Genomic DNA, 23,770 nt, shown 5'->3' on the forward strand with positions numbered 1-23,770 from the left:
AATTTGATTAGTGTCGAAATTGCTGATTAGTATGCGAACAAGCAAATTTGGCAGGATTTTTTGTCACTATAGAGTACATGAATGCATAAACGTCATCAATGGCTCATGTTACCGCTAGGTTAACGAACCAAAATACCTTGTTGCCCAAGATACTCTTTGGCTTGGCGAACGGTATATTCTCCATAATGGAAGATACTTGCAGCAAGCACTGCATCGGCGTGGCCTTGCAAAATGCCATCGGCCAAGTGCTGCAGATTACCAACTCCACCAGATGCAATCACTGGAATTTTGACGGAATCACTCACTAAGCGAACTAACTCAAGGTCAAAACCATTTTTTGTGCCATCACGATCCATACTCGTCAGTAATATTTCACCGGCGCCTCTACGGTCCACTTCTTTAGCCCAATCAAGTGCATTGATACCAGTATTTTTTCGCCCACCATGGGTAAACACTTCCCACAGCCCAGGACTCGTTTGCTTCGCATCGATAGCCACCACAATACACTGAGCACCATATTTGGCAGAAGACTCTGAAATTAAATCAGGACGTGCCACCGCTGAGGAGTTCATACTGACTTTATCCGCCCCTGCATTCAGTAATCGTCTGACATCAGCAACTTCTCTTACTCCACCACCTACGGTCAGTGGGATAAAGACTTGCTCGGCCACTTTCTCGATGATATGTAAAATTAAGTCACGCTCATCACTCGTTGCGGTGATATCTAAAAAGGTGATTTCATCGGCACCTTGTTCGTCATAACGACGGGCAATCTCAACGGGATCGCCTGCATCACGCAACTCAACAAAGTTCACTCCTTTGACAACGCGACCTGCAGTAACATCCAGACAAGGAATGATTCGTTTAGCTAACATCGCGTTTAATATTCCGGCGGATTTTTTTCATCCGCGTATTTTTGTGCTTCGGCTAAATTAATATTACCGTTATAAATAGCACGACCGGCAATTACCCCCATCACACCATCATTTTCGATAGCACACAAAGCATCAATATCCACCATGCTGGTTAAGCCACCACTCGCAATAATTGGAATAGAGACAGCCTGAGCAAGTTTTAGCGTCGCTTCAATATTAATTCCTTGCAACATACCATCACGACCAATGTCGGTATAAATAATCGCCTCAACGCCATAATCTTCATATTTCTTAGCAAGATCAATCACTTCATGGCCAGTGAGTTTACTCCAGCCGTCAGTCGCTACTTTGCCGTCTTTCGCATCGAGACCAACCATAATGTGGCCGCCAAATGCGATGCAAGCCTCCTGTAAAAAGCCTGGGTTCTTCACAGCTGCGGTCCCAATAATGATGGTTTCTAAACCATCGTCTAACAGTCTCTCAATCGTTTCTAAATCACGAATACCGCCGCCTAATTGCACAGGGATTTCATTCCCAACCTCTTTCAGAATCTTTTTAATTGCAGACTCGTTTTTTGGTTTGCCAGCAAATGCGCCATTTAAATCGACGAGATGCAGTCTTCTAGCACCTAGATTTACCCAATGACGCGCCATCGCGGCAGGATCATCAGAAAAAACAGTCGCTTTATCCATGTCACCTTGTTCTAAACGAACACAATGACCGTCCTTGAGATCAATAGCAGGGATTAATAACATTTAAGGATTCCAACGTGTAAAATTTTTATACAAGCACAAGCCCAGTTGTGCACTTTTTTCAGGGTGAAACTGCGTAGCAAAGATATTATCTCGAGCCACCGCACAGGTAAACTCGCTACCGTAATGCGTCGTGCCAAAAACATACTCTTCATCATCAGGTACAACATAATAACTATGCACAAAATAAAACCGAGATGCGTCAGGGATACCCTCCCACATCGGGTGAGAACGTTGTTGTTTTACCTCATTCCAACCCATGTGTGGCACCTTAAAATGGCTGCCATCTAACTGCACCTTCTCTTCTAGGTCAAATTTTATAACCTTGCCAGGAAAAATGTTTAAACAGTCCGTACTTTTTTGCGGAAGGTGTGCTTCTGCACTTGTCGTAAAAAGCATTTGTTCACCGACACAAACCCCTAATAAAGGCTTGGTTTTGATGGCGACTAATAAAGCCTCAAACAAGCCTGACTCTTTTAAATTCGTCATACAGTCAGGCATTGCCCCTTGTCCAGGCAAAATGACTTTATCTGCCGAAGCAATCATTTCTGGGGTATGCGCAATCACGACCGTGCACTCAGGTGCAACTTTCATAACGGCTTGTGCTACAGAACGAATATTACCCATTCCATAATCTACGATTGCAATCTTAGTCAAAGCAATATTCCATCAGCTCTATCGGTTTATAAACTACCCTTGGTAGATGGTATTTGACCAACTGCTCTAGGGTCTATCTCAACTGCCATTCTGAGGGCACGACCAAAAGCCTTGAATACAGATTCAATTTGATGGTGGGCATTGATGCCTCTTAAGTTATCAATGTGCAGGGTTGCGCCTGCGTGATTCACAAATCCGCGAAAAAACTCGATACTCAGGTCAACATCAAAGGTGCCAACGCGTGCTCTAGTAAATGGGACGTGAAACTCTAATTCAGGACGACCAGAAAAATCAATCACCACCCTAGATAAAGTTTCATCTAGTGGGACATAAGCGTGGCCATATCTAGTAATACCTTTTTTATCGCCTAAGGCCTTTGCAACAGCTTGGCCAAGAGTAATGCCAACATCTTCAACGGTATGGTGATCATCAATGAGCGTATCGCCAGTAGCGTGTACCGTCAAATCGACCATACCGTGTCTGGCGATTTGATCGAGCATATGATCTAAGAAAGGAACGCCTGTATTTAAATCGGCGCGACCGGTCCCATCCAAATTCATTTCAATGAAAATTTTGGTTTCTGAAGTATCTCGTTTAACAGCAATTTCTCTCATACCGTCATAATATCATTCGTTGGTGTTGATTTTTTAATTAAGGAACCTTTTTTATGTCTAAATTTTGGAGCAAAACAGTCAAAGAACTGACTCCCTATAAGCCGGGTGAACAAATTCAGGCTAAAAATTTGATTAAACTTAATACAAATGAGAGTCCCTATGGACCATCGCCTATGGCTCTAGAAGCGATTCGCAGTGCAAGTGATGACGCACTTCGCTTATATCCACCGCCTAATTCAGATCTCTTAAAAGCTAGTATTGCGCAGACCTATCAAGTGCAAGCAAATCAAGTTTTTGTTGGGAATGGCTCGGATGAGGTGTTGGCACACATTTTTTTAGGTCTATTTAAACAAGCTCACCCGATTCTTTTCCCGGATATTACCTATACTTTTTATCCAGTGTATTGCAGCCTCTACGAGATTGCCTATCAACAAATTCCTCTGAATCAAGACTTTCATATTCAAATTGATGATTATTTAGCGATCCCGAACAATGGGGGAATCATTTTCCCCAATCCCAATGCTCCAACCGGTTTGATCACGCCTTTGTCGGAAATCCGACGTTTACTAGAAGTCAATACCCAAAGCGTAGTCGTCATTGATGAAGCTTATGTAGATTTTGGTTGTGAATCCAGTGTTCAACTCGTGAATCAATATCCGAACCTCATTGTGACGCACAGCTTTTCAAAATCAAGAGCTTTGGCTGGTTTAAGGGTTGGTTATGCCATCGCTAATGCTGACCTAATTGAAGGTTTAGAACGCGTAAAAAATAGTTTTAATTCGTATCCTTTAGGTCGTTTGGCCCAAGCTGGTGCCACTGCAGCTGTGTTAGATACGGAACATTTGAACGCAACGATTCAAAAAATTCAGCATACTCGCCAGCAACTGATTGCGGATTTATCTAGTCTTGGTTTTAACACTTTAGCCTCGGAAGCTAATTTCGTATTTACAACCCATGCCACCCTACAAGCTGAGTTCATCTACGCAGAACTTCGTAAGCGAGATATTTTAATCAGGTACTTCAATTTGCCAAGAATCAACAACTATCTCCGAATTACCGTGGGTACAGATGCAGAATGTGCGCAACTGATTGTTGCACTAAAAGAAATTTTGAATTGAGATAGGCTCAACAACTAATTGCAAAACTTTACCAAGTAATTTTTTGCAATTAGTCTTCTTGGATTCGCATTTCGGCAGCTCTTGCATGCCCCTGCAGTCCTTCACCATGCGCTAATACACTGGCAATTTTGCCGAGTTGATTTGCGCCAGTTTGACTGACTTCAATCAAACTCGAACGCTTAATGAAATCATAAACACCTAGTGGTGATGAAAATCTTGCCGTTCTTGAAGTTGGCAGTACATGATTCGGTCCAGCACAGTAGTCGCCTAAGGACTCACTGGTAAATTTACCTAAAAAGATGGCACCAGCATGACGAATCAACTTTAGCCACTGCCTTGGATTTTCGGCCGAAATTTCCATATGTTCTGGTGCAATTTGATTAGAAATTTCACAAGCCTGCGCCATGTCTTTGACTAAAATCATTGCCCCGCGATCTCTGAGGGACTTTTCTATCACTGCTTTACGAGGCATTTGAGGCAATAGTTTACTAATACTATGTGAAACTTCATTCAAATAGTGTTCGCTTGGGCACAATAAAATAGACTGAGCTAATTCATCATGTTCAGCTTGGGAAAACAGATCCATCGCCACCCAATCTGGATTGGTTGTACCATCGCAAATCACTAAGATTTCTGAGGGTCCGGCAATCATATCGATTCCCACGATACCAAATACACGTCTTTTCGCACTAGCCACATAGGCATTGCCAGGGCCCACAATTTTATCTACGGCAGGAATAGTTGCAGTTCCGTAGGCTAATGCCCCCACTGCCTGTGCCCCACCAATTGTAAAAATACGATCCACGCCAGCCACTGCAGCGGCCGCAAGAACTAAAGGATTATGGGTCCCATCTGGAGTTGGTACCACCATGATCACCTCTTTTACACCTGCTACTTTGGCAGGAATGGCATTCATCAGTACCGAAGAGGGATAGGCAGCTTTACCGCCAGGAACATAAATGCCAACACGGTCCAATGGGGTTACTTGTTGGCCTAATGTTGTGCCATGCTCGTCCACATACTCCCAAGACGTACAACCTGACTCTATTTTTTGGCGCTCATGATAGGACCTAACCCTCTGTGCAGCAGACTCTAAGGCTACTTTTTGTTCTGCTGGTAATGCCGTCAATGCTTCTTGTAATTTTTCTTTCGATAACTCTAATTCTTGAACACTCGTAGCGTGAAGGCGGTCAAATTGATTGGTTAATCGTAATACCGCAGCGTCACCATGTGTTTTTACCTCTTGCAAAATGTTCGTAACAACCGCTTCTATACTGGATAGATCTTCTTCAGAAAGGCTGAGTAACTTTGCCAAATCTTGGCTAAAGTTGATATCTTGGGTATTTAGTCGACGCATCATCAGAATATTTTTATCAATAGAGTAGCTGTTATTAGCTAATTAATTTGGCGATGCGGCCGCGGCGAAAGCATCTAAAAACTCTTGCATCGAGGCACGTTGACGTTTATGTGCTGCTTGATTAACAATTAAATGCGCACTGATTTCTTGGATTTGTTCTACTTCTTCCAAAAAGTTTGCTTTGAGCGTACTACCGGTTGAAACCAAATCGACAATCGCATCGGCCAAACCAACCAGTGGTGCGAGTTCCATCGAACCATATAATTTAATCAGATCCACATGCACCCCTTTGGTAGCAAAGTGATCTCTAGCGATTTGTACGTACTTAGAGGCCACTTTTAATCTAGCCCCTTTTTTTACAGCACTTGCGTAATCAAATCCTTGTTTGACAGCTACGGACATCCGGCACTTAGCAATACCTAGGTCGATGGGGACATATAAACCTTCAAAGCCATTTTCGATCAAGACGTCTTGGCCTGCTACGCCGAGATCGGCACCACCAAACTGGACATAAGTCGGAACATCCGATGCTCTGACGATAATAATTCTCAAATCGGGATGTGAGGTTTCAATGATGAGTTTTCTGGAAGTTTCAGGATTTTCTTTTACACGAATTCCTGCCCTCTCCAGCATTGGCATCGTTTCTTCAAAAATTCGTCCCTTGGACAGCGCAAGTGTCAACATATGGTTATTGTAAATCTTTATCTGAATTTGATTGCAAACAGTGATCAATTGCTTTCCAGCGAATGCTTATTTCACTCTTTCTATTTGGGCTCCAAGAGCACTCAACTTCACTTCCATCCGATCATATCCGCGATCAAGATGATAAATCCGCTCAATCAAAGTATCGCCTTGAGCCACGAGTCCTGCAATCACGAGACTAGCGGAAGCTCTTAAATCGGTTGCCATTACTGTGGCACCCGATAAGTGGTCGACACCGTCGACCATCGCAATATTGCCATCAATCGAGATCGAAGCGCCTAAACGATTCATTTCCTGAACATGCATAAAACGATTTTCAAAAATGGTTTCGGTAACTCGCGCACTGCCGTTGGCAATCGTATTTAATGCCATGAATTGCGCTTGCATATCTGTCGGAAAGGAAGGGTACTCTGAGGTTCTAAAGCTAACGGGTTGTGGTCTTTTTTGCATTTTTGCCAAAATCCAGTTATCACCGATGCTCATTTCTAGACCAGCTTCTTGCAGTTTCGTAATTACAGCTTCCAAAGTATCTGGTCGACAATGGGTTAATTTAATTTCACCTGTTGTGGCAGCAACGGCACATAAAAAAGTTCCCGTTTCAATCCGGTCAGCAATAATTTCATACTCGGCACCGTGTAAGGCTTCCACACCCTCAATAGTCAGCTGATCCGTGCCAAGGCCTGTAATTTTGGCACCCATCGCAATAAGTAATTTGGCAAGGTCGGTTACTTCAGGTTCTCTCGCCGCATTTTCTAAAACGGTTTTTCCTTCCGCGAGGACGGCTGCCATCATCAGATTCTCTGTACCAGTCACAGTGATCATATCAGTCAGAATTTTAGCGCCATGCAAACGACCCGATGGTTGTGGGGCATTCGCTTGAATGTAGCCATGCTCAATGTGCATCTTCGCACCCATTGCCTGCATTCCCTTAATATGTTGATCAACTGGTCTAGCACCAATCGCACAACCGCCAGGCAAGGAGACTCGAGCATTGCCGTAACGCGCTAATAGCGGGCCCAATACCAAAATAGAAGCACGCATGGTTTTGACCATGTCATAGGTTGCCTCAGCCTTGGCAATGGTGTGTGCCTGGATCTCTACCACGGTACGGTCTAATGGATCTGGAAAGTTAACGCTCACTCCCATTTGCGAAAGTAGCTTCAACATGGTTCTAACATCTTGCAGATCAGGTAAATTACGCAGCGTTACGAGATCCTTGGTTAACAAGGCGGCGCATAAGATGGGCAAGGCCGCATTTTTAGCTCCCGCAATTCTGACTTCGCCATGTAGCGGTTTGCCACCTTGGATGAATAATTTATCCATGTTTACACTTTACTGAAATAATTAATCGAAGCATCTATAGCAGGCTATAGATGGCTCATTATTGCCCAAACTCTTCTGGCGTGAGGGTTTTAAAAGACAATGCGTGAATTTCCGCCTTCATTCTATCGCCGAGGGCTGCATAAACTAATTGATGGCGCTGAATGCGACGTAGTCCCTCAAACTTCGGGCTCACGATCGTTGCATAGAAGTGTTGACCGTCTCCATCCATCGATACGTGCGTACACTCCAAGCCTAACTCGATATATTCTTTAATTTGCTCTGGGGTTGGATTCATTTGCTAATTTCTAAATAAAAAGATTGAACACTATTTTAGCTTCTTAAGACTAGTGTCTTAATTTATATCCGCTTTTTAACAAATTTAAGCAGACGAAAGTGACCACGACAAAAGCAAATGCTAAGACCAAGAAACTTTGCCAAGGCGATACGTCCGATTGGCCAAAGAAACCGAACCGAAACCCATCAATCATGTAAAAGAATGGATTAAAGTGGGAGACTTTTTGCCAAAAAGGCGGCAAAGAATGAATGGAATAAAACACGCCAGAGAGCATGGTGAGGGGGGTCACTACAAAATTTTGTGCGGCAGCTAATTGGTCAAATTTATCGGCCCAAATACCAGCCACTAACCCCATGGCACTCAATAAGGCTGAGGCTAAGGTTGCAAACACGATAATCCAAACAAATGCCTCAAAAGGAACACTAGCAAACCCCATTGTGACCAAAAAGACGCCAATCCCAACTGCTAACCCACGGATCATGGCAGCACAGACATACGCGCAGAAAAACTCAACATGCGATAGCGGAGCTAATAAGACGAACACCAAATTGCCAGTTATTTTTGATTGAATGATGGATGAAGAGGTATTCGCAAATGAATTTTGTAAAACACTCATCATGACGAGACCCGGAATCAAAAATGCCGAATAACTATAGCCATAAATTTTGGGACTGTTTTCTAAAATATGACCAAAAATCAATAAATAAAGAACTGCCGTCAAGACAGGTGCGCCTACCGTTTGAAAGGAAACTTTATAAAACCGCTTCACTTCCTTGTGCAGGAGAGTTAAAAAACCACTTTGAATCTGCGCTGGTGGCAACTGATCTAAGGGGATGAGTGCTTTATCTGAAAAATTACTCATGTTGAGCCTGCGCCATGATTTTGACAAACACCGCTTCTAAGTCCGCGGCACCATCATCACCTAAAACTCTTACTGGAGCTCCAGCAGGACGATGCTTCGCTAATAAATTCGCCGTCGTATCAAGAGCAACTAGACGTCCTTGTTTTAACATCGCAATCCGACCGCATAAGGATTCAGCTTCTTCCAAATAATGGGTTGTCAAAACGATGGTGTGACCAGCTTTATTTAGTCGACTCACAAATTGCCATAAGGATTGACGTAACTCCACGTCAACTCCCGCAGTTGGTTCATCTAACACAATGACCGGTGGGCGATGGACGAGGGCTTGGGCAACTAATACGCGACGCTTCATCCCACCAGAAAGCGCCCTCATATTCGAGTCTGCCTTATTCGTAAGATCTAGATTGGCCATAATTTCGTCAATCCAATCATCATTTTTCCGCAGCCCAAAATACCCCGATTGGAATCGTAAGGTTTCGCGTACGGTAAAAAACGGATCAAATACTAGCTCTTGAGGAACGACACCCAATTGTCGCCGGGAAATTCTAAAATCTTTTTGGACATCAAAACCCATGACTGAAATCGATCCTGAATCTGGCTTACAAAGTCCTGCCATCGAAGTAATTAAGGTGGTTTTACCAGCACCGTTAGGTCCTAACAGGCCAAAAAACTCACCTTGCTCAATTTCTAAACTAACCCCAGCTAGTGCCTGCAAACTACCGTAGGATTTCTTTACATGTTGGATGGAAATTGCGGACATAAGCCTACTCGACACTGGCTACCAAGGGAAGTATCGCTTCCAGACCATACACTTTTGAGAGTGACACCAATTTTTTGGGTGCATCAATGATTTGCAAGCTAGGAAAAGCTCTGACAAATGCCATCAGCACCGATAATGCCGTTGAATCGAAGTGTGTTAAATCAGCACCGCTCACAACGCAATCATCCGGGGTTTTTTCTAACGCAATTAAACCTTCCTTGCGGATACTTAAAACATTTTGGTGATTGATCGTAGCGGGCAAAACAAACATGATATTACTTCGCCTTTGAGAGTGCTTTATTACGCTCTTGTAAAAATGTAATGAGCCCGTCGATGCCACTTTGACTAATTTGATTATTAAACTGCCCCTTATAGGCCTCTACCAACCAAGCGCCTAAAACATTTAAGTCATACACACGCCAAACATTGTTAGCCGTTTTTTCTAATCGATAATCTAATTGAACTGGGTCGCCCTTACCCATCACTTGCGTGCGCACTACTACTTCCGTATCGTCAGGATTCATGCGAAATGGACGCAATTGAACAGATTGATCTTTTACTTGAGAAAGTGCGCCAGCATAAGTTCTAATGAGGAGTAACTTAAATTCAGCAATAATTAATTTTTGTTGCTCAGGCGTTGCCTTTGACCAATGTCTACCCATTGCTAACTGGGTAGTTCTGGCTAAATCAGAATAAGGCACAATTTTTTGATCAACCAACGCAATAATTTTATTTAAATTGCCTGATTGAATATCTTTATCCGTTTTAGCCGTGGTTAATACATCATTCACAATCGCTTGAACCAAGCCATCAGGAGTAGAGTCAATAGTTTGCGCAAATGGCTTTAAGGGAATGAGGCAGGCACAAAATAACATAGCCACTAAAAACCATTGTGTCATTTGTTGAGATAAAGACTGGGGACTTTTATTACTCACTACATTCATTTCAATTTCTTTCTTTTTCATCTATCTGTTTTTTACATTGCCCTCGAGAGGGTTTTTATCTACCGTATTCTCTTCTGTTCACTCGAGTAATCAGGGACATTGTCATTTTCTTCTTCATCTACCAACGGCGGTGGGTTGCCATCATACAGCTTACTTCGTCTTCTTTGTAAATAAGCATCTCTAATAAAACTATACTTATCAAATGCAGCGGACTCTAAGATGTCACTTGAACCCAGATATTTTGCTCGCTGATCAATAATCCTTAAACCAGTTGTGGAGTTTCTTAAAGGGATATTATCGATTTGTTTGATTAAGATGTCCGTTTGAATATCAAAGAACCACCCAGCAGTATCTCTCACAGTGCTTGGGCCTAATAATGGCAACATCATATAGGGACCATCTGGAATTCCCCAGACCCCAAAAGTCTGTCCAAAATCCTCGCTGTGCTTTTCTACACCAGCTGCAGAGGCTGCATCCCAAATACCTCCTAAACCAATAGTGGTATTTACAAAGACTCGGACCAAGTCATCTACAGCAGCCTTCGGTTTACCTTGTAATAAGTTATTTACTGAATTGTAAACATCGCCAACGTTTGAAAATACGTTGCGGATCGCGGTCCGTGCGGGGCTTGGCACTACGAATTCATACACTTTTGTTAAAGGGCGAATTAAATAATCATCCAAATTATCATTAAAAATGAGTACTGCCCGATTTGTTTCTTCCCAAGGATCTTTTTTAATACGAACCTGCCCCTCAGGGATAGAAGCGCATGAGACCAAGCACAAAGTCAAAAGAACCAGACCAAGTCGTTGAATCTTTAGAGAACAGGATGTTTGAAATGTATTCATTAAATGTATTTACTTTTGAGGATCTTTGCCAGCATCCGCTGCCTTACTATATAAAAACTGACTAATAAGACTTTCTAGGACTATTGCTGATTGAGTTTGGGTTATTTTACTGTTTTCACCCAAAACTTTCTCATCCCCACCCGCTTCTAGGCCAATATATTGTTCGCCTAGCAATCCTGAAGTAAGAATCCTAGCAGATGTATCTTTCGGAAAATGGAACTTTTCATCAAGATTTAAGGTTACTTTGGCCTGATAATTTTTATCATCAAAATCAATTGAAGCGACACGACCGACCACAACCCCAGCACTTTTCACTGGCGCCCTTGGCTTTAAGCCACCGATATTGTCAAAAACAGCGGATACGCTATACGTTTTAGAAAAACTAAACGTACTCATATTGCCCGCTTTGAGCGCTAAAAATAATAACGCCGCAAAACCAATTAGGACAAAAAGTCCAACCCAAAAATCTAAGCTATTTTTTTTCATTTGATACCACCATTGAATTCAATGACATTTATGTCGAGAACATGACTGCTGTTAATAAAAAATCGAGTGCTAAAACCGTTAAAGACGAAATCACAACTGTACGTGTAGTCGCTAAAGATACGCCCTCTGGTGTCGGTTTACTTTCAAAACCTTGATACAGGGCAATAAAAGTAACGGCTACACCGAAGACAACACTCTTAATGACGCCATTACCAATATCTTTGATAACATCAACGCCACCTTGCATTTGTGACCAGAATGCCCCAGAATCGACCCCAATTAACTGTACGCCGACTAAGTAACCACCAATAATGCCAACGGCACTAAAGATCGCCGCTAAAATTGGCATCGCAATAATTCCACCCCAAAGCCTTGGTGCTAAAACGCGAGATAGGGGGTCAACTGCCATCATTTCCATTGCGCTTAGCTGTTCTCCCGCTTTCATGAGGCCAATTTCAGCCGTCAAAGAAGTCCCGGCTCTGCCAGCGAACAACAATGCTGTTACTACTGGCCCTAACTCCCTTGTCAGTGATAGGGCAACCAAGAGCCCCAAGGCTTGTTCCGATCCATAACGATTTAAGGTGTAATACCCTTGCAGACCTAATACAAAGCCCACAAATAAACCTGATACAGCAATAATGACAAATGAATAATTACCCAAGAAAAAGACTTGATCTCTTACCAGTCGAAAACGCTTAAAAACACTTCCAGACCTGAGCAAAATAGCAAAAAACATTCTGGTAGCATAGCCCACACTCAGAACATTTGTTCTAATCAAACTGCCTAATCTTGTGATTTGTTCTGCAATCATCATCAGCTAACTTTATTCTGTTGAATTGGCTGGCTAATTGGCTGGCTATCCAGGCCAAAGTCTTGCCCAATCTCAATTCCAGGGTAATGAAAAGGTACTGGACCATCGGGTTGCGCATGGATAAATTGCTGAACAAATGGATCTGTTGAAGCTCTTAGTGTCTCTGGCGTTCCCTGCGCTGCAATTTTGCCATCGGCAATAAAGTAGACATAATCAGCAATACCAAAAGTTTCAGGGACATCATGTGTCACTAAAATACTGGTTGCGCCAAGTGCACTATTCATATCTTTGATCAAATGCGCCGTAACTCCCAATGCGATCGGATCTAGTCCGGCAAATGGCTCATCATACATAATGAGTGGTGGATCTAATGCGACCGCTCGGGCAAAGGCGACTCGCCTAGCCATCCCTCCAGAAATTTGGGAGGGCATTAAGTCTCTAGCGTTTCTTAAACCAACCGCATTCAGTTTCATCATGACGAGGTCACGAATCATCTCTTCATCTAAATTGGTATGTTCCCGCAAAGGAAATGCCACATTTTCAAAAACACTAATGTCCGTAAAGAGTGCGCCAAACTGAAATAGCATCCCCATCTTGCGACGAGCAGCGATCAATCCCTCATGATCTAAGCGACTAATATCTTGATCTTCGAACTTGACTTGTCCAGATGTTGCCAGAACCTGACCGCCCAATAAGCGCAGAATCGTCGTCTTACCGCAACCTGACCCACCCATGACAGCAGTTACTTTGCCACGGCGAAATTCCATCTCTAAACCACTAAGGATTTTTCTTTCCCCAGGAGCATAAGAAAATTCAACTTGGTTTAATGAGGCAATAATGTCTGCAGACGTGGATTCCATCCCATTATTATCATGCAATTTTGGGTTGCAAAAGTTTTTCTTGTGATTTAATTCGCAATCTCAGAGCTTTTGTGTTGCTAGAGTTCCTTAAATTTTATTTTTTTGAATCATTTTGTTGTTTATTTGAATTTTTCTCTACAAAGCAGATAAAAAGGGCCTCCTCCTGAAGCCAAAAAGCCCTTTTTCCTGTAGTTTTGCTAATTAGGCAAATAATTTGTCATCAAAAATCGCAACTGCTCGAGTCCATCCCGCTGATGCACCTCTTATTTTGTGTGGAAAACAGCTGATATAAAAGCCAAAGGCAGGCAAGGCTTCTAAATTATGCAATTTTTCTAGATGGCAATACCCAATATCTCGTCCCGCTTTATGCCCTTCCCAAATAAGACTAGCGTCTTTGGTTTCTTCATATTTTTTTTGGGTATGCACAAAGGGAGCATCCCAACTCCAACCATCAATACCGGTTAAACGTACTCCCCGTTCTAACAAATACATTGTCGCTTCATATCCCATGCCACAGCCTGATGAAACATAATCAGAGTGGCCAAATCGTGACCCAGCACGGGTATTTACCACCACAATATCCAATGGTTGCAGGGTGTAATTAATTCTTTTTAATTCGTCTTCCACATCCTGTGCGGTTACTACATAACCATCTGGAAAATGTCTAAAATCAAGTTTTACGCCTGGCGCAAAACACCATTCAAGTGGGACTTGATCAATGGTGATAGAGGGTTTTTTCTCACCCAAAGCGTCATCCATCGTGTTATGAAAATGATAAGGTGCGTCTAAATGCGTACCGTTGTGAGTTGAGATAGTTGCCACCTCAACAGCCCAACCTTGACCATCTGGCAATTCATTTTTTTCTAATCCCGGAAAAAATTCAGCGATCCGCTCTACTGTATCTTCATGCGTAAAATATTCGATTTTTGGTTTAAACGATGGTGGATCACTAATCGTTTCATTGTCTAAAAAAATCGAAATATCGACTAATTTTCTTGTCATTTTGTCCCCTAATTTTTTATTGTTGAATTAATTTACCACAACTTATTTTTAGGTAGGGTGAGGGCAGAAAATAACTAGATAAGGTATGAGGTCGCTGTCAATCGACTTAGGTGAAAACTGACGGTTGAACGTTGCTGGAATCTATGCCGTTTCAGGCGGGGAGAAGTAAACTGACTGTCCCAAAGGTTAGAGCTTGCCTCTAACCTTTGGGAATCAAACTACAGTCAGTGGTAATGATTTAGTTTGGTAACTCGGTTGTGCCCATTAAAAACTCGTCAACGGCTCTTGCGCACTGACGACCTTCGCGAATGGCCCAAACCACTAAAGACTGACCTCTTCTCATATCGCCTGCAGCAAAAACTTTCGGTTGGTTCGTATGGTAAGCCTTAGAGCCTTCGACCGTTGCTTTTGCATTGCCACGATTGTCTTTTTCAACACCAAAGCCAGAAAGAATCTGTTGCGCTGGTGAGACAAAACCCATGGCTAAAAAGACTAAGTCCGCTTTCATTTCAAACTCAGAGTCTGGCACTTCAGACATTTTTCCATCTTTCCACTCTAAACGAACACCAATGAGTTTTTCTAATTTGCCATCTTTGCCTTCAAAGCGCTTCGTAGCAACTGACCAATCTCTCGAACAACCTTCTTCATGAGAGGAAGATGTACGTAACTTCGTTGGCCAATAAGGCCAAACCAATGGCTTATTTTCTTCCTGCGGCGGCTGAGGTAATAATTCAAACTGACTAACAGATGTTGCGCCATGCCGATTCGATGTACCAACGCAATCCGAACCAGTATCACCACCACCAATCACGATGACATTCTTACCCTTTGCATCAATCCCGTTTTTAGTATCGCCAGCAACTTCTTTGTTTTGAGGAATTAAAAACTCTAAAGCATAGTGCACACCCTTGAGTTCTCTTCCTGGAATCGGTAAATCTCTTGGTTGCTCTGCTCCGCCACTAATAATGACTGCATCATACTTTGCTAGAAGCTCGTCTGGATCTATTCTTTTTTGCGAGTAATCTTTAATCGCAGGATCTAACTGTTCTTTACCAACAAATACGCCAGTAACAAAAGTAACGCCTTCGGCTTGCATTTGTTCTACACGTCGATCGATTAACCATTTCTCCATTTTGAAGTCAGGGATGCCGTAACGCAACAGTCCACCAATACGATCATTTTTCTCATAAACAGATACATCATGGCCAACTCTAGCTAATTGTTGAGCAGCTGCCATGCCTGCAGGCCCTGAACCAACAATCGCCACTTTTTTACCCGTCTTGTGCGTTGGTAGTTGTGGTTTAACCCAGCCATTTTCCCAAGCTTTATCAATAATTGCGTGTTCAATCGACTTAATGCCAACTGGGTCACTATTAATGCCTAAAGTACAAGCTGACTCACAAGGGGCCGGACAAATTCTGCCAGTAAACTCTGGAAAATTATTGGTTGAATGCAATACCTGAATGGCAGCTTGCCAATCTTGCTGATAAACAAGTTCATTAAAATCAGGAATGATATTGTTGACTGGGCACCCATTGTTACAAAAGGGAATGCCACAATCCATGCAACGTGCACCTTGGGTTTTTGCTTCTTCATTGGTTAATGGAGCCACAAACTCTTTGTAGTGCTTTACACGTGTTAATGGCGCTTCATAATGCTCGGACTGACGCTCAAAGTCCATAAATCCTGTCATTTTTCCCATAGCAATCTCTCTTATTCTTTCGTTAAACTGTTTCAGTTTTTTTATCAGCTAAGCCCTGAGCTTTTTCCCACAACTCACCTAAAGCGCGTTTGTACTCTGTCGGGAATACTTTAATGAAGCGTGTTCTCTCACTATCCCAATTGCCAAGTATTTTTTTAGCTTGCTCAGAGCCGGTATAACGGAAATGCTTTTCAATCAAATCTTTCAAGATCAGTTCATCACAAATGCGCTCGCCGCCTTCTTTAACATCTTCTGGAGCATGCCACTGCGAGACAGGAATCTGCTTTTCTTGTTCTTGTTTAGAGAGGACAGGCTCCAATGTAGCCATCGTTGTATTGCAACGTTTGGCAAACAACCCGTCATCATCATAAACATAAGCAATACCACCGCTCATACCGGCCGCAAAATTTCTACCGGTATTTCCAAGAACCACAATCGTACCACCCGTCATATACTCTGCACCGTGATCACCCGTACCTTCAACGACAGCAATTGCACCAGAGTTACGGACTGCAAAACGCTCACCAGCAACGCCGTTCAAGTAGGCTTCACCAGCAATCGCACCATACAATACGGTGTTACCCACGATGATATTTTCACTTGGACTACCTTTGAACTCATTTGGTACACGAACTATTACGCGACCACCTGATAAACCTTTACCAACGTAATCATTCCCATCACCAACTAAATCAAAGGTAATACCATGTGCCAAGAATGCAGCAAAACTTTGGCCAGCAGTACCATTTAATTGAACATGGATCGTGTCATCTGGCAATCCAGCATGCCCGTATTTTTTGGCAACTTCACCGGACAACATCGCACCTACCGTACGGTTCACGTTATTGACTTGAGTAATAAATGAAACGTTTTCGCCTTTTTCAATGGCACCTTTCGCTTTCGCAATTAATTCATTGTCTAAGGCCTTTTCAAGTCCGTGATCCTGAATTTGCACTTGACGTAAATCTGAATTAATCATTTGCTCAGGTGTAGCAAAGATTTTTCTAAAATCTAAGCCCTTGGCTTTCCAATGTTCTATACCCTTCTTGGTATCTAATAATTCAACCCGTCCGACTAATTCGTCGAAGGTTCTGATACCTAATTGAGCCATGATTTCTCTGACCTCTTCTGCGATATAGAAGAAGAAATTAACAACATACTCAGGTTTGCCTGAGAATTTTTTTCTTAACACTGGGTCTTGCGTCGCAACACCAACTGGACATGTATTGAGATGGCACTTTCTCATCATGATGCAGCCTTCGACGACTAATGGAGCAGTCGCAAAACCAAACTCTTCCGCTCCTAATAGCGCGCCGATCACTACATCTCTACCTGTTTTCATTTGTCCATCGGCTTGAACGCGAATACGTCCACGTAGGCCATTTAAGACAAGCGTCTGCTGCGTTTCAGCGAGCCCCAATTCCCATGGTGAACCAGCATGTTTAATCGATGACAATGGTGAAGCACCCGTGCCACCATCATGACCAGCAATCACCACGTGATCTGCCTTCGCTTTGGCAACACCCGCTGCTACCGTTCCAACGCCAACTTCTGATACCAGTTTTACAGAGATGTCAGCTTTAGAATTCACATTTTTTAAATCGTGAATAAGCTGTGCTAAATCTTCAATAGAATAAATATCATGATGTGGCGGAGGCGAAATTAAACCAACGCCAGGTACTGAATATCTTAATTTACCAATATAGTCAGATACTTTTCCACCAGGCAGTTGTCCACCTTCACCAGGCTTTGCTCCCTGAGCCATTTTGATCTGAATTTGATCAGCCGAGGTTAGATACTCTGCGGTGACGCCAAAACGACCTGAAGCTACTTGTTTGATTTTCGAACGTAATGAATCGCCAGCTTGCAATGGGATATCCGCTTCAATCACATCTTTGCCGAGTTGCGAAGCAAGTGTTTCACCCGTACCAATCTTAATACCTTTAAGCTCATTGGTATAACGATTTTGATCTTCTCCGCCTTCACCCGTATTGGATTTACCACCAATTCGGTTCATCGCCACAGCTAAGGTAGCATGCGCTTCGGTAGAAATAGATCCCAATGACATGGCACCCGTAGCAAAACGTTTAACAATCTCTTTTGCAGATTCAACTTCTGATACATCAATGGCTTTACTTGGATCGATCTTAAATTCAAATAAGCCTCTTAAAGTCATATGACGCTTACTTTGATCATTGATCAAATTCGCATATTCTTTATAAGTCTGATAACCACCGTTTTCTGGGCCAGTTCTTGTGGAGTGCTGTAGTTTTGCAATGGAATCTGGTGTCCACATATGATTTTCACCACGGATTCTAAATGCGTATTCACCACCGGCATCCAACATGTTTGCTAATACGGGGTCTTCACTAAAGGCCTTGTGGTGCATCAAGATGGCTTCCTCAGCCACTTCAAATACGCCAATACCGCCCACATTTGATGCTGTGCCACTAAAGTATTTATTGACTAGCTCTTCAGAGAGTCCGATTGCTTCAAAAATTTGTGAGCCGGTGTAAGACATGTATGTTGAAATACCCATCTTTGACATCACTTTTTGTAAACCCTTACCTACGGCTTTAATATAATTTTTAATTGCTTTTTCAGCAGATAAATCATCCGGTAAGTTCTTCGCTAGTTCAACTAAAGTTTCCATTGCCAAGTAAGGATGGATGGCTTCAGCGCCATAACCTGCTAACAATGCAAAGTGGTGAGTTTCACGTGCTGAACCTGTTTCAATGACTAATCCAGTACTAGTTCTGAGTCCTTTTTGCACCAAGTGTTGATGAATTGTGGATGTCGCTAACAGCGCTGGTATTGCCACAAAATCAGCAGATACTTGACGATCACTGACGATTAAGATGTTGAATCCTGAGTTGACTGCATCTACAGCCTCAGCACACAATGAAGCTAATCTCGCCTCAATACCATCTTTACCCCAAGCAACTGGATAACAAATATCAAGTTCATGCGTTCTAAACTTACCACCGGTATATTGCTCAATATTACGAATTTTAGAGATTGCTTCGAAATCTAAAATTGGTTGAGACACTTCTAAACGCATTGGTGGGTTAATGTTATTGGTATCTAAAAGATTGGGTTTCGGCCCAATAAAAGATACTAATGACATCACCATATTTTCACGAATTGAATCAATCGGTGGGTTAGTCACTTGAGCAAACAACTGCTTAAAGTAGTTATATAGGATTTTGTTCTTATTCGATAGCACTGCTAATGGGCTATCGTTACCCATTGAACCAATTGCCTCTTCACCTGACTGAGCCATTGGCGCCATCAAGAACTTCAAATCTTCTTGTGAATAACCAAATGCTTGTTGGCGATCTAGCAACGTTGCGGGACTACGACTGATACTAGTCGATTCCACCGCAATATTTTTTAAGGCCAACTCATCTAATTTAATACGAACTGCTTCAATCCAGCTCTTATATGGTTTGGCTTTTGATAAAGACTCTTTTAGTTCTTCATCTTCAATAATGCGACCTTGTTCCATGTCAATCAAGAACATCTTACCTGGCTGCAAGCGCCATTTTTTAACAATCTTTCCTTCTGGGAATTGAAGTACACCTGCCTCAGAAGCCATGATGACGAGATCATCATCGGTGACATAGTATCTTGCTGGACGTAATCCATTTCTATCAAGAGTAGCCCCGATTTGTCTGCCATCTGTAAAGGCAATTGCTGCTGGACCATCCCATGGCTCCATCATCGCTGCATGATATTCATAAAATGCGCGACGGTTAGAATCCATCAAATTATGTTGTTCCCATGCTTCTGGAATCATCATCATCATGGCATGTGTCAATGGATAGCCAGCCATGACTAGCAACTCTAAACAGTTATCAAAGCTTGCTGTATCTGATTGACCAGGATAAATCAGTGGCCATAATTTCTTCAAATCATCGCCAAGTACGACCGATTTAATGGCACCGGTTCTAGCATTAATCCAATTGACATTACCCTTCACAGTATTAATTTCACCGTTGTGTGCAATCAGTCTATAAGGATGCGCTAATTCCCATGCTGGGAAAGTATTGGTTGAAAAACGTTGATGCACCATCGCTAGTGCAGAGACAAATCGTACATCTGTTAAGTCGGTATAGTAAGCACCAACTTGGTTTGCCAATAATAAACCCTTGTAAACAATGGTTCTAGCTGACATGGATGTTACAAAATATTCTTTGCCATGCTTCAAATTCAGATTTTGAATGGCGTGACTAGCGGACTTACGAATGATGTATAACTTACGCTCTAAAGCGTCCGTAGTCATAATTTCGCGGCCACGACCAATAAAGATTTGACGAATGACTGGCTCTGTTTTTCTTACATTTGGAGACATCGGCATACTTGCATCAACCGGTACATCTCTCCAACCTAAAACTTCTTGACCTTCAATTCTGATCGTTCTTTCTAGCTCTTGCTCACAGGCTAGTCTAGAGGCATTCTCTTTAGGCAAAAACACCATGCCTACGCCATATTCACCATCAGGTGGTAATTCGACGCCATTTTTAGCCATTTCCTCACGGAATAACTGATCTGGAATTTGTACTAATATACCTGCGCCATCGCCCATTAAGGCATCAGCACCAACCGCGCCGCGATGGTCTAGATTTTCTAAAATTTTTAACCCTTGGGTGACGATTTCATGGGCTCTATGACCTTTGATATGGGCTACAAAACCGACGCCACATGCGTCATGTTCATTGCGTGGGTCGTACAAGCCTTGTGCTTGCGGACGTAAATTAGTTTGTTGAGTCATATTTTTCCCATTCTTTTCTTGACGATTGAATCTGTCAAAACACCCGATAATTAGCTGAAGATTTAAACTATAGGGGAATACCCCGATAATTACAAATGTTATTACAACCACTCTGTCCCCCAATTTTATTCTGCACCAATTTGGAGACCGTGGAAATGGGGACAGAGTTAATTAACTCTGCTGGAATGATAATTCCGTCAACCAATTCCGCCAGTTTTGTTGGCGTTCAAAAGGGGTGTTTCCTAAGTGCCAAAAGGGTAAAACGTCAACTAGGCCATAATTCGATTCTTGACCGGTGTGGATTCTATAACTTGACCAAATATAGTGCTCGGGATGCGTTACCAATTTTTCTTTAACACTGCCCAAATCAATCATTGCCTGACACATCAAAAGATCTTGGTCTGATTCAATCATTTTTGAATGATACCTTCCCTGCCAAACAGTGCCGGTTTTATGATGTTGCTGATTAAATCTTTGGGTAAATCGCCGACAAAGTGATTGCATTGTTCTTGAAAGACTGAACTCATCTTTGGGGGTCACTAACATCTCTAATTGATTTGGCAAAATGCTGTACGCATGAATCGTCAGTTGATAAGTTTTGGCTGCATCCCTTAACCAAGCCAAAAAAGTTAATTTCATCTCATCACTAGCAAAAATCTTTAATGAGGGTAGTCCTTTTGCCTGCACATACATTGGACTCCCTGGAGATAGCAACCGTGCTTTTCTTGCCATGTGGGTGGTTGAGTCAGTTAAGTTAAGTTAAGTTTAGTCAGTTAAATTAGAATATTTAGCATGCTCTTTAAACTCCGGAATAACCCAATCACCATCTTCCAACACCACTCCACTTGGTATTTCACGGGAATTTTCAGGCAACCCTTGTAGGGCTCGAGCCATATAATTGATCCAGATAGGTAGCGCTAAACCCCCACCAGTTTCAGTTGCACCTAAACTTCTTGGTTTATCAAAGCCGACCCAAACGACTGCTGCAACTTTGGGGTTATATCCCGCAAACCAAGCATCATGAGAATCATTGGTAGTTCCTGTCTTACCAGCGATATCAGATCTCTTTAATCGACCTCTAGCTGAAGCCGCCGTACCTGATTTAGTAACTTCCTGCAACAAACTATCCAAGACAAAGGCCGTTCTTGCGTCTAATACTCTTTTTGCGCCCTCTTCAACAGTGTTTGGGGAAGATTGAAACAAGACATTACCTTTGGCATCAACGATACGGTCAATTAAGTAAGGTTGTATCTCATAACCTCCATTTGCAAAAACGCTGTAACCCAATGACATTTGTAACGGTGTTGCAGATCCTGCACCTAATGCCAAGGTTAAATACGGAGGATTTTTCTCAGGTTCAAAGCCAAACCGTTGAATAAAGTCTTGCACATAGTGTGGTCCGATAGCGCGCATAATTCTGACAGAAACCAAATTTTTAGACTTGGCTAAAGCGGTTCGAACCGACATCAAGCCTTCCATTTTGCCATCGTAATTTTTAGGCTCCCAAGCCTTACCACCAGTCTCAACACCACTAAATGATAAAGGGCCATCGTTGACGATAGTCCTTGGCATGATACCTTTTTCAATACCAGCAGCGTATAAAAAGGGTTTAAACGAAGAGCCTGGCTGACGCTCTGCCATCATGGCATGATTAAACTGGTTTCTTTTAAAATCAAAGCCGCCTGTCATCGACAAAATAGCTCCAGAATTTGTATCTACGGAGATCAAGGCGCCCTCAACTTCAGGCAACTGGGTAATTTGCCATCCACCACCAACTTTAGGCATCACACGCACAATCGAGCCAACGGAGATTTTCATTTTTGGTTGGGCAGAAGGGCTTAAAGCATCTTTAGCAAATTTAACGGCCTCTCCCTGCATGACTACCACTTCACCAGTCGAGATAAACACCTTCACCTCGTTGATGGAAGATTTCAACACGACGCCAGCTAAAATTTCATCACTACTCGGATGATCCATCAAGGCATCATCTAAGGCTCTTTTCATCTCTTTACTATCAATGGCCACATTGGGCACAGTAACGAAGCCTTCTGGTCCCCGATAACCATGCTTGAAATCGTAATCCATGATGCCTTTACGCAATGAGCTATAGGAGGCCTCTTGATCAACCTTTTTAATGGTTGTGTAGACATTCAAACCCTGTTGGTAAACATTTTCACCATACATCGCAATTAAAAGTTGACGGGCATTTTCGGAAACAAATTCAGCATGTAACTCAAACTCACGGCCAAGACCTCGGACAAATAATTCCTCAAGCATCGCCGTTGCATACTGTTCTGGAGAAATATATTTCAGATCACGCATTCTTTGCAGAATGTATTCTTGTCGAATTTTGGCGCGTCTAAAGTTTACAACTGGGTTGTATGCAGAAGGCGCTTTCGGCAATCCAGCCAACATAGCGGACTCCGCAATCGTTAAGTCAGCAACGTTTTTTCCAAAATAAATCCTAGCCGCACTCGCAAAGCCATAGGAGCGCTGACCCAAGTAGATTTGATTCATGTACAACTCTAGAATTTGATCCTTGGATAAATTTTGCTCTATTTTGAAAGCAAGTAATATTTCGTAAAGTTTTCTACTTAATTTCTTTTCATTGGATAAGAAAAAATTCCTAGCCACCTGCATCGTAATGGTGGATGCGCCTTGATTGAAACGTCCACTTAAATTCGCTACGAGTGCTCTAGCGAAACCCTGCAAATCAACACCACTGTGTTCATAGAACCGATCATCCTCAATGGCAATCACTGCATTTTTAAGGGCCATTGGGAAATTATTAATTGGTGTGAGATTTCTTCTCTCCTCCCCAAATTCACCAATCAAAATACCTTCGTTCGTAAAAATTCTCAGGGGGACTTTAGGTCTGTAATCTTTGACTACCTCAAGAGATGGTAGGTGTGGGGTCGCTATTAAAACTGCATAAGCCCCTAATAATCCTGCTGCAATTAATCCACTGAGACCAAGTGCTGCAAAAATAATAAGTAGTTTTTTCATATCGCAATTATAAATACCATCG

Annotated in this window: 22 protein-coding genes; 1 reads left to right on the top strand and 21 read right to left on the bottom strand. The window is 42.5% G+C overall.

The genetic code is table 11. The annotated features are described in order from the left end of the window. Nucleotides 1-119: 119 nt before the first annotated feature. Genes hisF through hisB form a run of 4 tightly spaced genes read right to left on the bottom strand, consistent with a single transcriptional unit; the run spans nucleotide 120 to nucleotide 2,898 of the window. Nucleotides 120-875, bottom strand: coding sequence for an imidazole glycerol phosphate synthase subunit HisF (hisF, locus tag B8983_RS12545; RefSeq protein WP_084285575.1), 756 nt, complete (start codon nucleotides 873-875; stop codon nucleotides 120-122). A 5-nt stretch (nucleotides 876-880) separates the two neighbouring features. Then, nucleotides 881-1,630, bottom strand: a complete 750-nt coding sequence (gene hisA / locus B8983_RS12550) for a 1-(5-phosphoribosyl)-5-[(5-phosphoribosylamino)methylideneamino]imidazole-4-carboxamide isomerase (RefSeq protein WP_084285577.1) — start codon at nucleotides 1,628-1,630, stop codon at nucleotides 881-883. Further along, nucleotides 1,631-2,284: an imidazole glycerol phosphate synthase subunit HisH gene (gene hisH, locus B8983_RS12555; RefSeq protein ID WP_439650391.1), complete on the bottom strand. Its 654-nt coding sequence runs from the start codon at nucleotides 2,282-2,284 to the stop codon at nucleotides 1,631-1,633. Nucleotides 2,285-2,310: 26 nt separating this feature from the next. Then, nucleotides 2,311-2,898 carry an imidazoleglycerol-phosphate dehydratase HisB gene (hisB, locus tag B8983_RS12560; protein WP_084285581.1) on the bottom strand — a complete coding sequence of 196 codons (588 nt, stop codon included), beginning with the start codon at nucleotides 2,896-2,898 and terminating at the stop codon, nucleotides 2,311-2,313. A gap of 53 nt (nucleotides 2,899-2,951) precedes the next feature. Here hisB and hisC point away from each other — a divergent pair, with 53 nt between their 5' ends. Next, a complete protein-coding gene (hisC, locus tag B8983_RS12565; RefSeq protein WP_084285583.1) occupies nucleotides 2,952-4,016 on the top strand; it encodes a histidinol-phosphate transaminase in 1,065 nt (354 codons plus the stop codon). A 49-nt stretch (nucleotides 4,017-4,065) separates the two neighbouring features. Here hisC and hisD read toward each other — a convergent pair whose 3' ends face one another. The 17 genes from hisD to B8983_RS12650 form a co-directional block, all read right to left on the bottom strand. Beyond that, nucleotides 4,066-5,376 carry a histidinol dehydrogenase gene (hisD, locus tag B8983_RS12570; RefSeq protein ID WP_084285586.1) on the bottom strand — a complete coding sequence of 437 codons (1,311 nt, stop codon included), beginning with the start codon at nucleotides 5,374-5,376 and terminating at the stop codon, nucleotides 4,066-4,068. A 39-nt stretch (nucleotides 5,377-5,415) separates the two neighbouring features. Then, nucleotides 5,416-6,057, bottom strand: coding sequence for an ATP phosphoribosyltransferase (gene hisG, locus B8983_RS12575; protein ID WP_084285651.1), 642 nt, complete (start codon nucleotides 6,055-6,057; stop codon nucleotides 5,416-5,418). 66 nt (nucleotides 6,058-6,123) lie between these two features. Continuing rightward, nucleotides 6,124-7,398: a UDP-N-acetylglucosamine 1-carboxyvinyltransferase gene (murA, locus tag B8983_RS12580; protein ID WP_084285588.1), complete on the bottom strand. Its 1,275-nt coding sequence runs from the start codon at nucleotides 7,396-7,398 to the stop codon at nucleotides 6,124-6,126. A gap of 58 nt (nucleotides 7,399-7,456) precedes the next feature. Next, nucleotides 7,457-7,693, bottom strand: coding sequence for a BolA family protein (locus tag B8983_RS12585; RefSeq protein ID WP_084285590.1), 237 nt, complete (start codon nucleotides 7,691-7,693; stop codon nucleotides 7,457-7,459). Nucleotides 7,694-7,742: 49 nt separating this feature from the next. After that, nucleotides 7,743-8,555, bottom strand: coding sequence for an ABC transporter permease (locus B8983_RS12590; protein WP_084285591.1), 813 nt, complete (start codon nucleotides 8,553-8,555; stop codon nucleotides 7,743-7,745). Continuing rightward, the gene (locus tag B8983_RS12595; protein ID WP_084285595.1) at nucleotides 8,548-9,315 is read right to left on the bottom strand and encodes an ABC transporter ATP-binding protein; all 768 of its coding nucleotides are present in this window, start codon (nucleotides 9,313-9,315) and stop codon (nucleotides 8,548-8,550) included. Before B8983_RS12595 ends, B8983_RS12590 begins: the two co-directional genes overlap by 8 nt. A 4-nt stretch (nucleotides 9,316-9,319) precedes the next feature. Then, the gene (locus B8983_RS12600; RefSeq protein ID WP_084285600.1) at nucleotides 9,320-9,586 is read right to left on the bottom strand and encodes an STAS domain-containing protein; all 267 of its coding nucleotides are present in this window, start codon (nucleotides 9,584-9,586) and stop codon (nucleotides 9,320-9,322) included. A gap of 4 nt (nucleotides 9,587-9,590) precedes the next feature. Beyond that, nucleotides 9,591-10,190 (bottom strand): MlaC/ttg2D family ABC transporter substrate-binding protein, encoded by a 600-nt coding sequence (locus B8983_RS12605; protein WP_234987046.1) that lies wholly within the window; start codon nucleotides 10,188-10,190, stop codon nucleotides 9,591-9,593. A gap of 128 nt (nucleotides 10,191-10,318) precedes the next feature. Continuing rightward, the gene (locus B8983_RS12610) at nucleotides 10,319-11,107 is read right to left on the bottom strand and encodes an MlaA family lipoprotein (RefSeq protein WP_084285605.1); all 789 of its coding nucleotides are present in this window, start codon (nucleotides 11,105-11,107) and stop codon (nucleotides 10,319-10,321) included. Between the two features lie 9 nt (nucleotides 11,108-11,116). After that, nucleotides 11,117-11,593 carry an outer membrane lipid asymmetry maintenance protein MlaD gene (gene mlaD / locus B8983_RS12615; protein ID WP_084285607.1) on the bottom strand — a complete coding sequence of 159 codons (477 nt, stop codon included), beginning with the start codon at nucleotides 11,591-11,593 and terminating at the stop codon, nucleotides 11,117-11,119. 28 nt (nucleotides 11,594-11,621) lie between these two features. Next, entirely contained in the window at nucleotides 11,622-12,404 is a 783-nt protein-coding gene (gene mlaE, locus B8983_RS12620; protein ID WP_084285655.1) for a lipid asymmetry maintenance ABC transporter permease subunit MlaE, read from the bottom strand. A 2-nt stretch (nucleotides 12,405-12,406) separates the two neighbouring features. Beyond that, complete coding sequence (locus B8983_RS12625; RefSeq protein ID WP_084285608.1) at nucleotides 12,407-13,264, bottom strand: ABC transporter ATP-binding protein; 858 nt, start codon at nucleotides 13,262-13,264, stop codon at nucleotides 12,407-12,409. Nucleotides 13,265-13,465: 201 nt separating this feature from the next. Continuing rightward, nucleotides 13,466-14,266 (bottom strand): cyclase family protein, encoded by an 801-nt coding sequence (locus B8983_RS12630; RefSeq protein WP_084285611.1) that lies wholly within the window; start codon nucleotides 14,264-14,266, stop codon nucleotides 13,466-13,468. A gap of 238 nt (nucleotides 14,267-14,504) precedes the next feature. Beyond that, nucleotides 14,505-15,968 (bottom strand): glutamate synthase subunit beta, encoded by a 1,464-nt coding sequence (locus tag B8983_RS12635; protein WP_084285613.1) that lies wholly within the window; start codon nucleotides 15,966-15,968, stop codon nucleotides 14,505-14,507. A 22-nt stretch (nucleotides 15,969-15,990) separates the two neighbouring features. Beyond that, nucleotides 15,991-20,742, bottom strand: a complete 4,752-nt coding sequence (locus tag B8983_RS12640; protein ID WP_084285615.1) for a glutamate synthase-related protein — start codon at nucleotides 20,740-20,742, stop codon at nucleotides 15,991-15,993. A gap of 171 nt (nucleotides 20,743-20,913) precedes the next feature. Continuing rightward, nucleotides 20,914-21,474, bottom strand: a complete 561-nt coding sequence (locus B8983_RS12645; RefSeq protein WP_084285617.1) for a transposase — start codon at nucleotides 21,472-21,474, stop codon at nucleotides 20,914-20,916. 33 nt (nucleotides 21,475-21,507) lie between these two features. Next, complete coding sequence (locus B8983_RS12650; RefSeq protein WP_084285619.1) at nucleotides 21,508-23,748, bottom strand: penicillin-binding protein 1A; 2,241 nt, start codon at nucleotides 23,746-23,748, stop codon at nucleotides 21,508-21,510. Nucleotides 23,749-23,770: the final 22 nt, after the last annotated feature.

This window comes from Polynucleobacter kasalickyi, assembly GCF_900176405.1.
Taxonomy (GTDB): Bacteria; Pseudomonadota; Gammaproteobacteria; order Burkholderiales; family Burkholderiaceae; genus Polynucleobacter; species Polynucleobacter kasalickyi.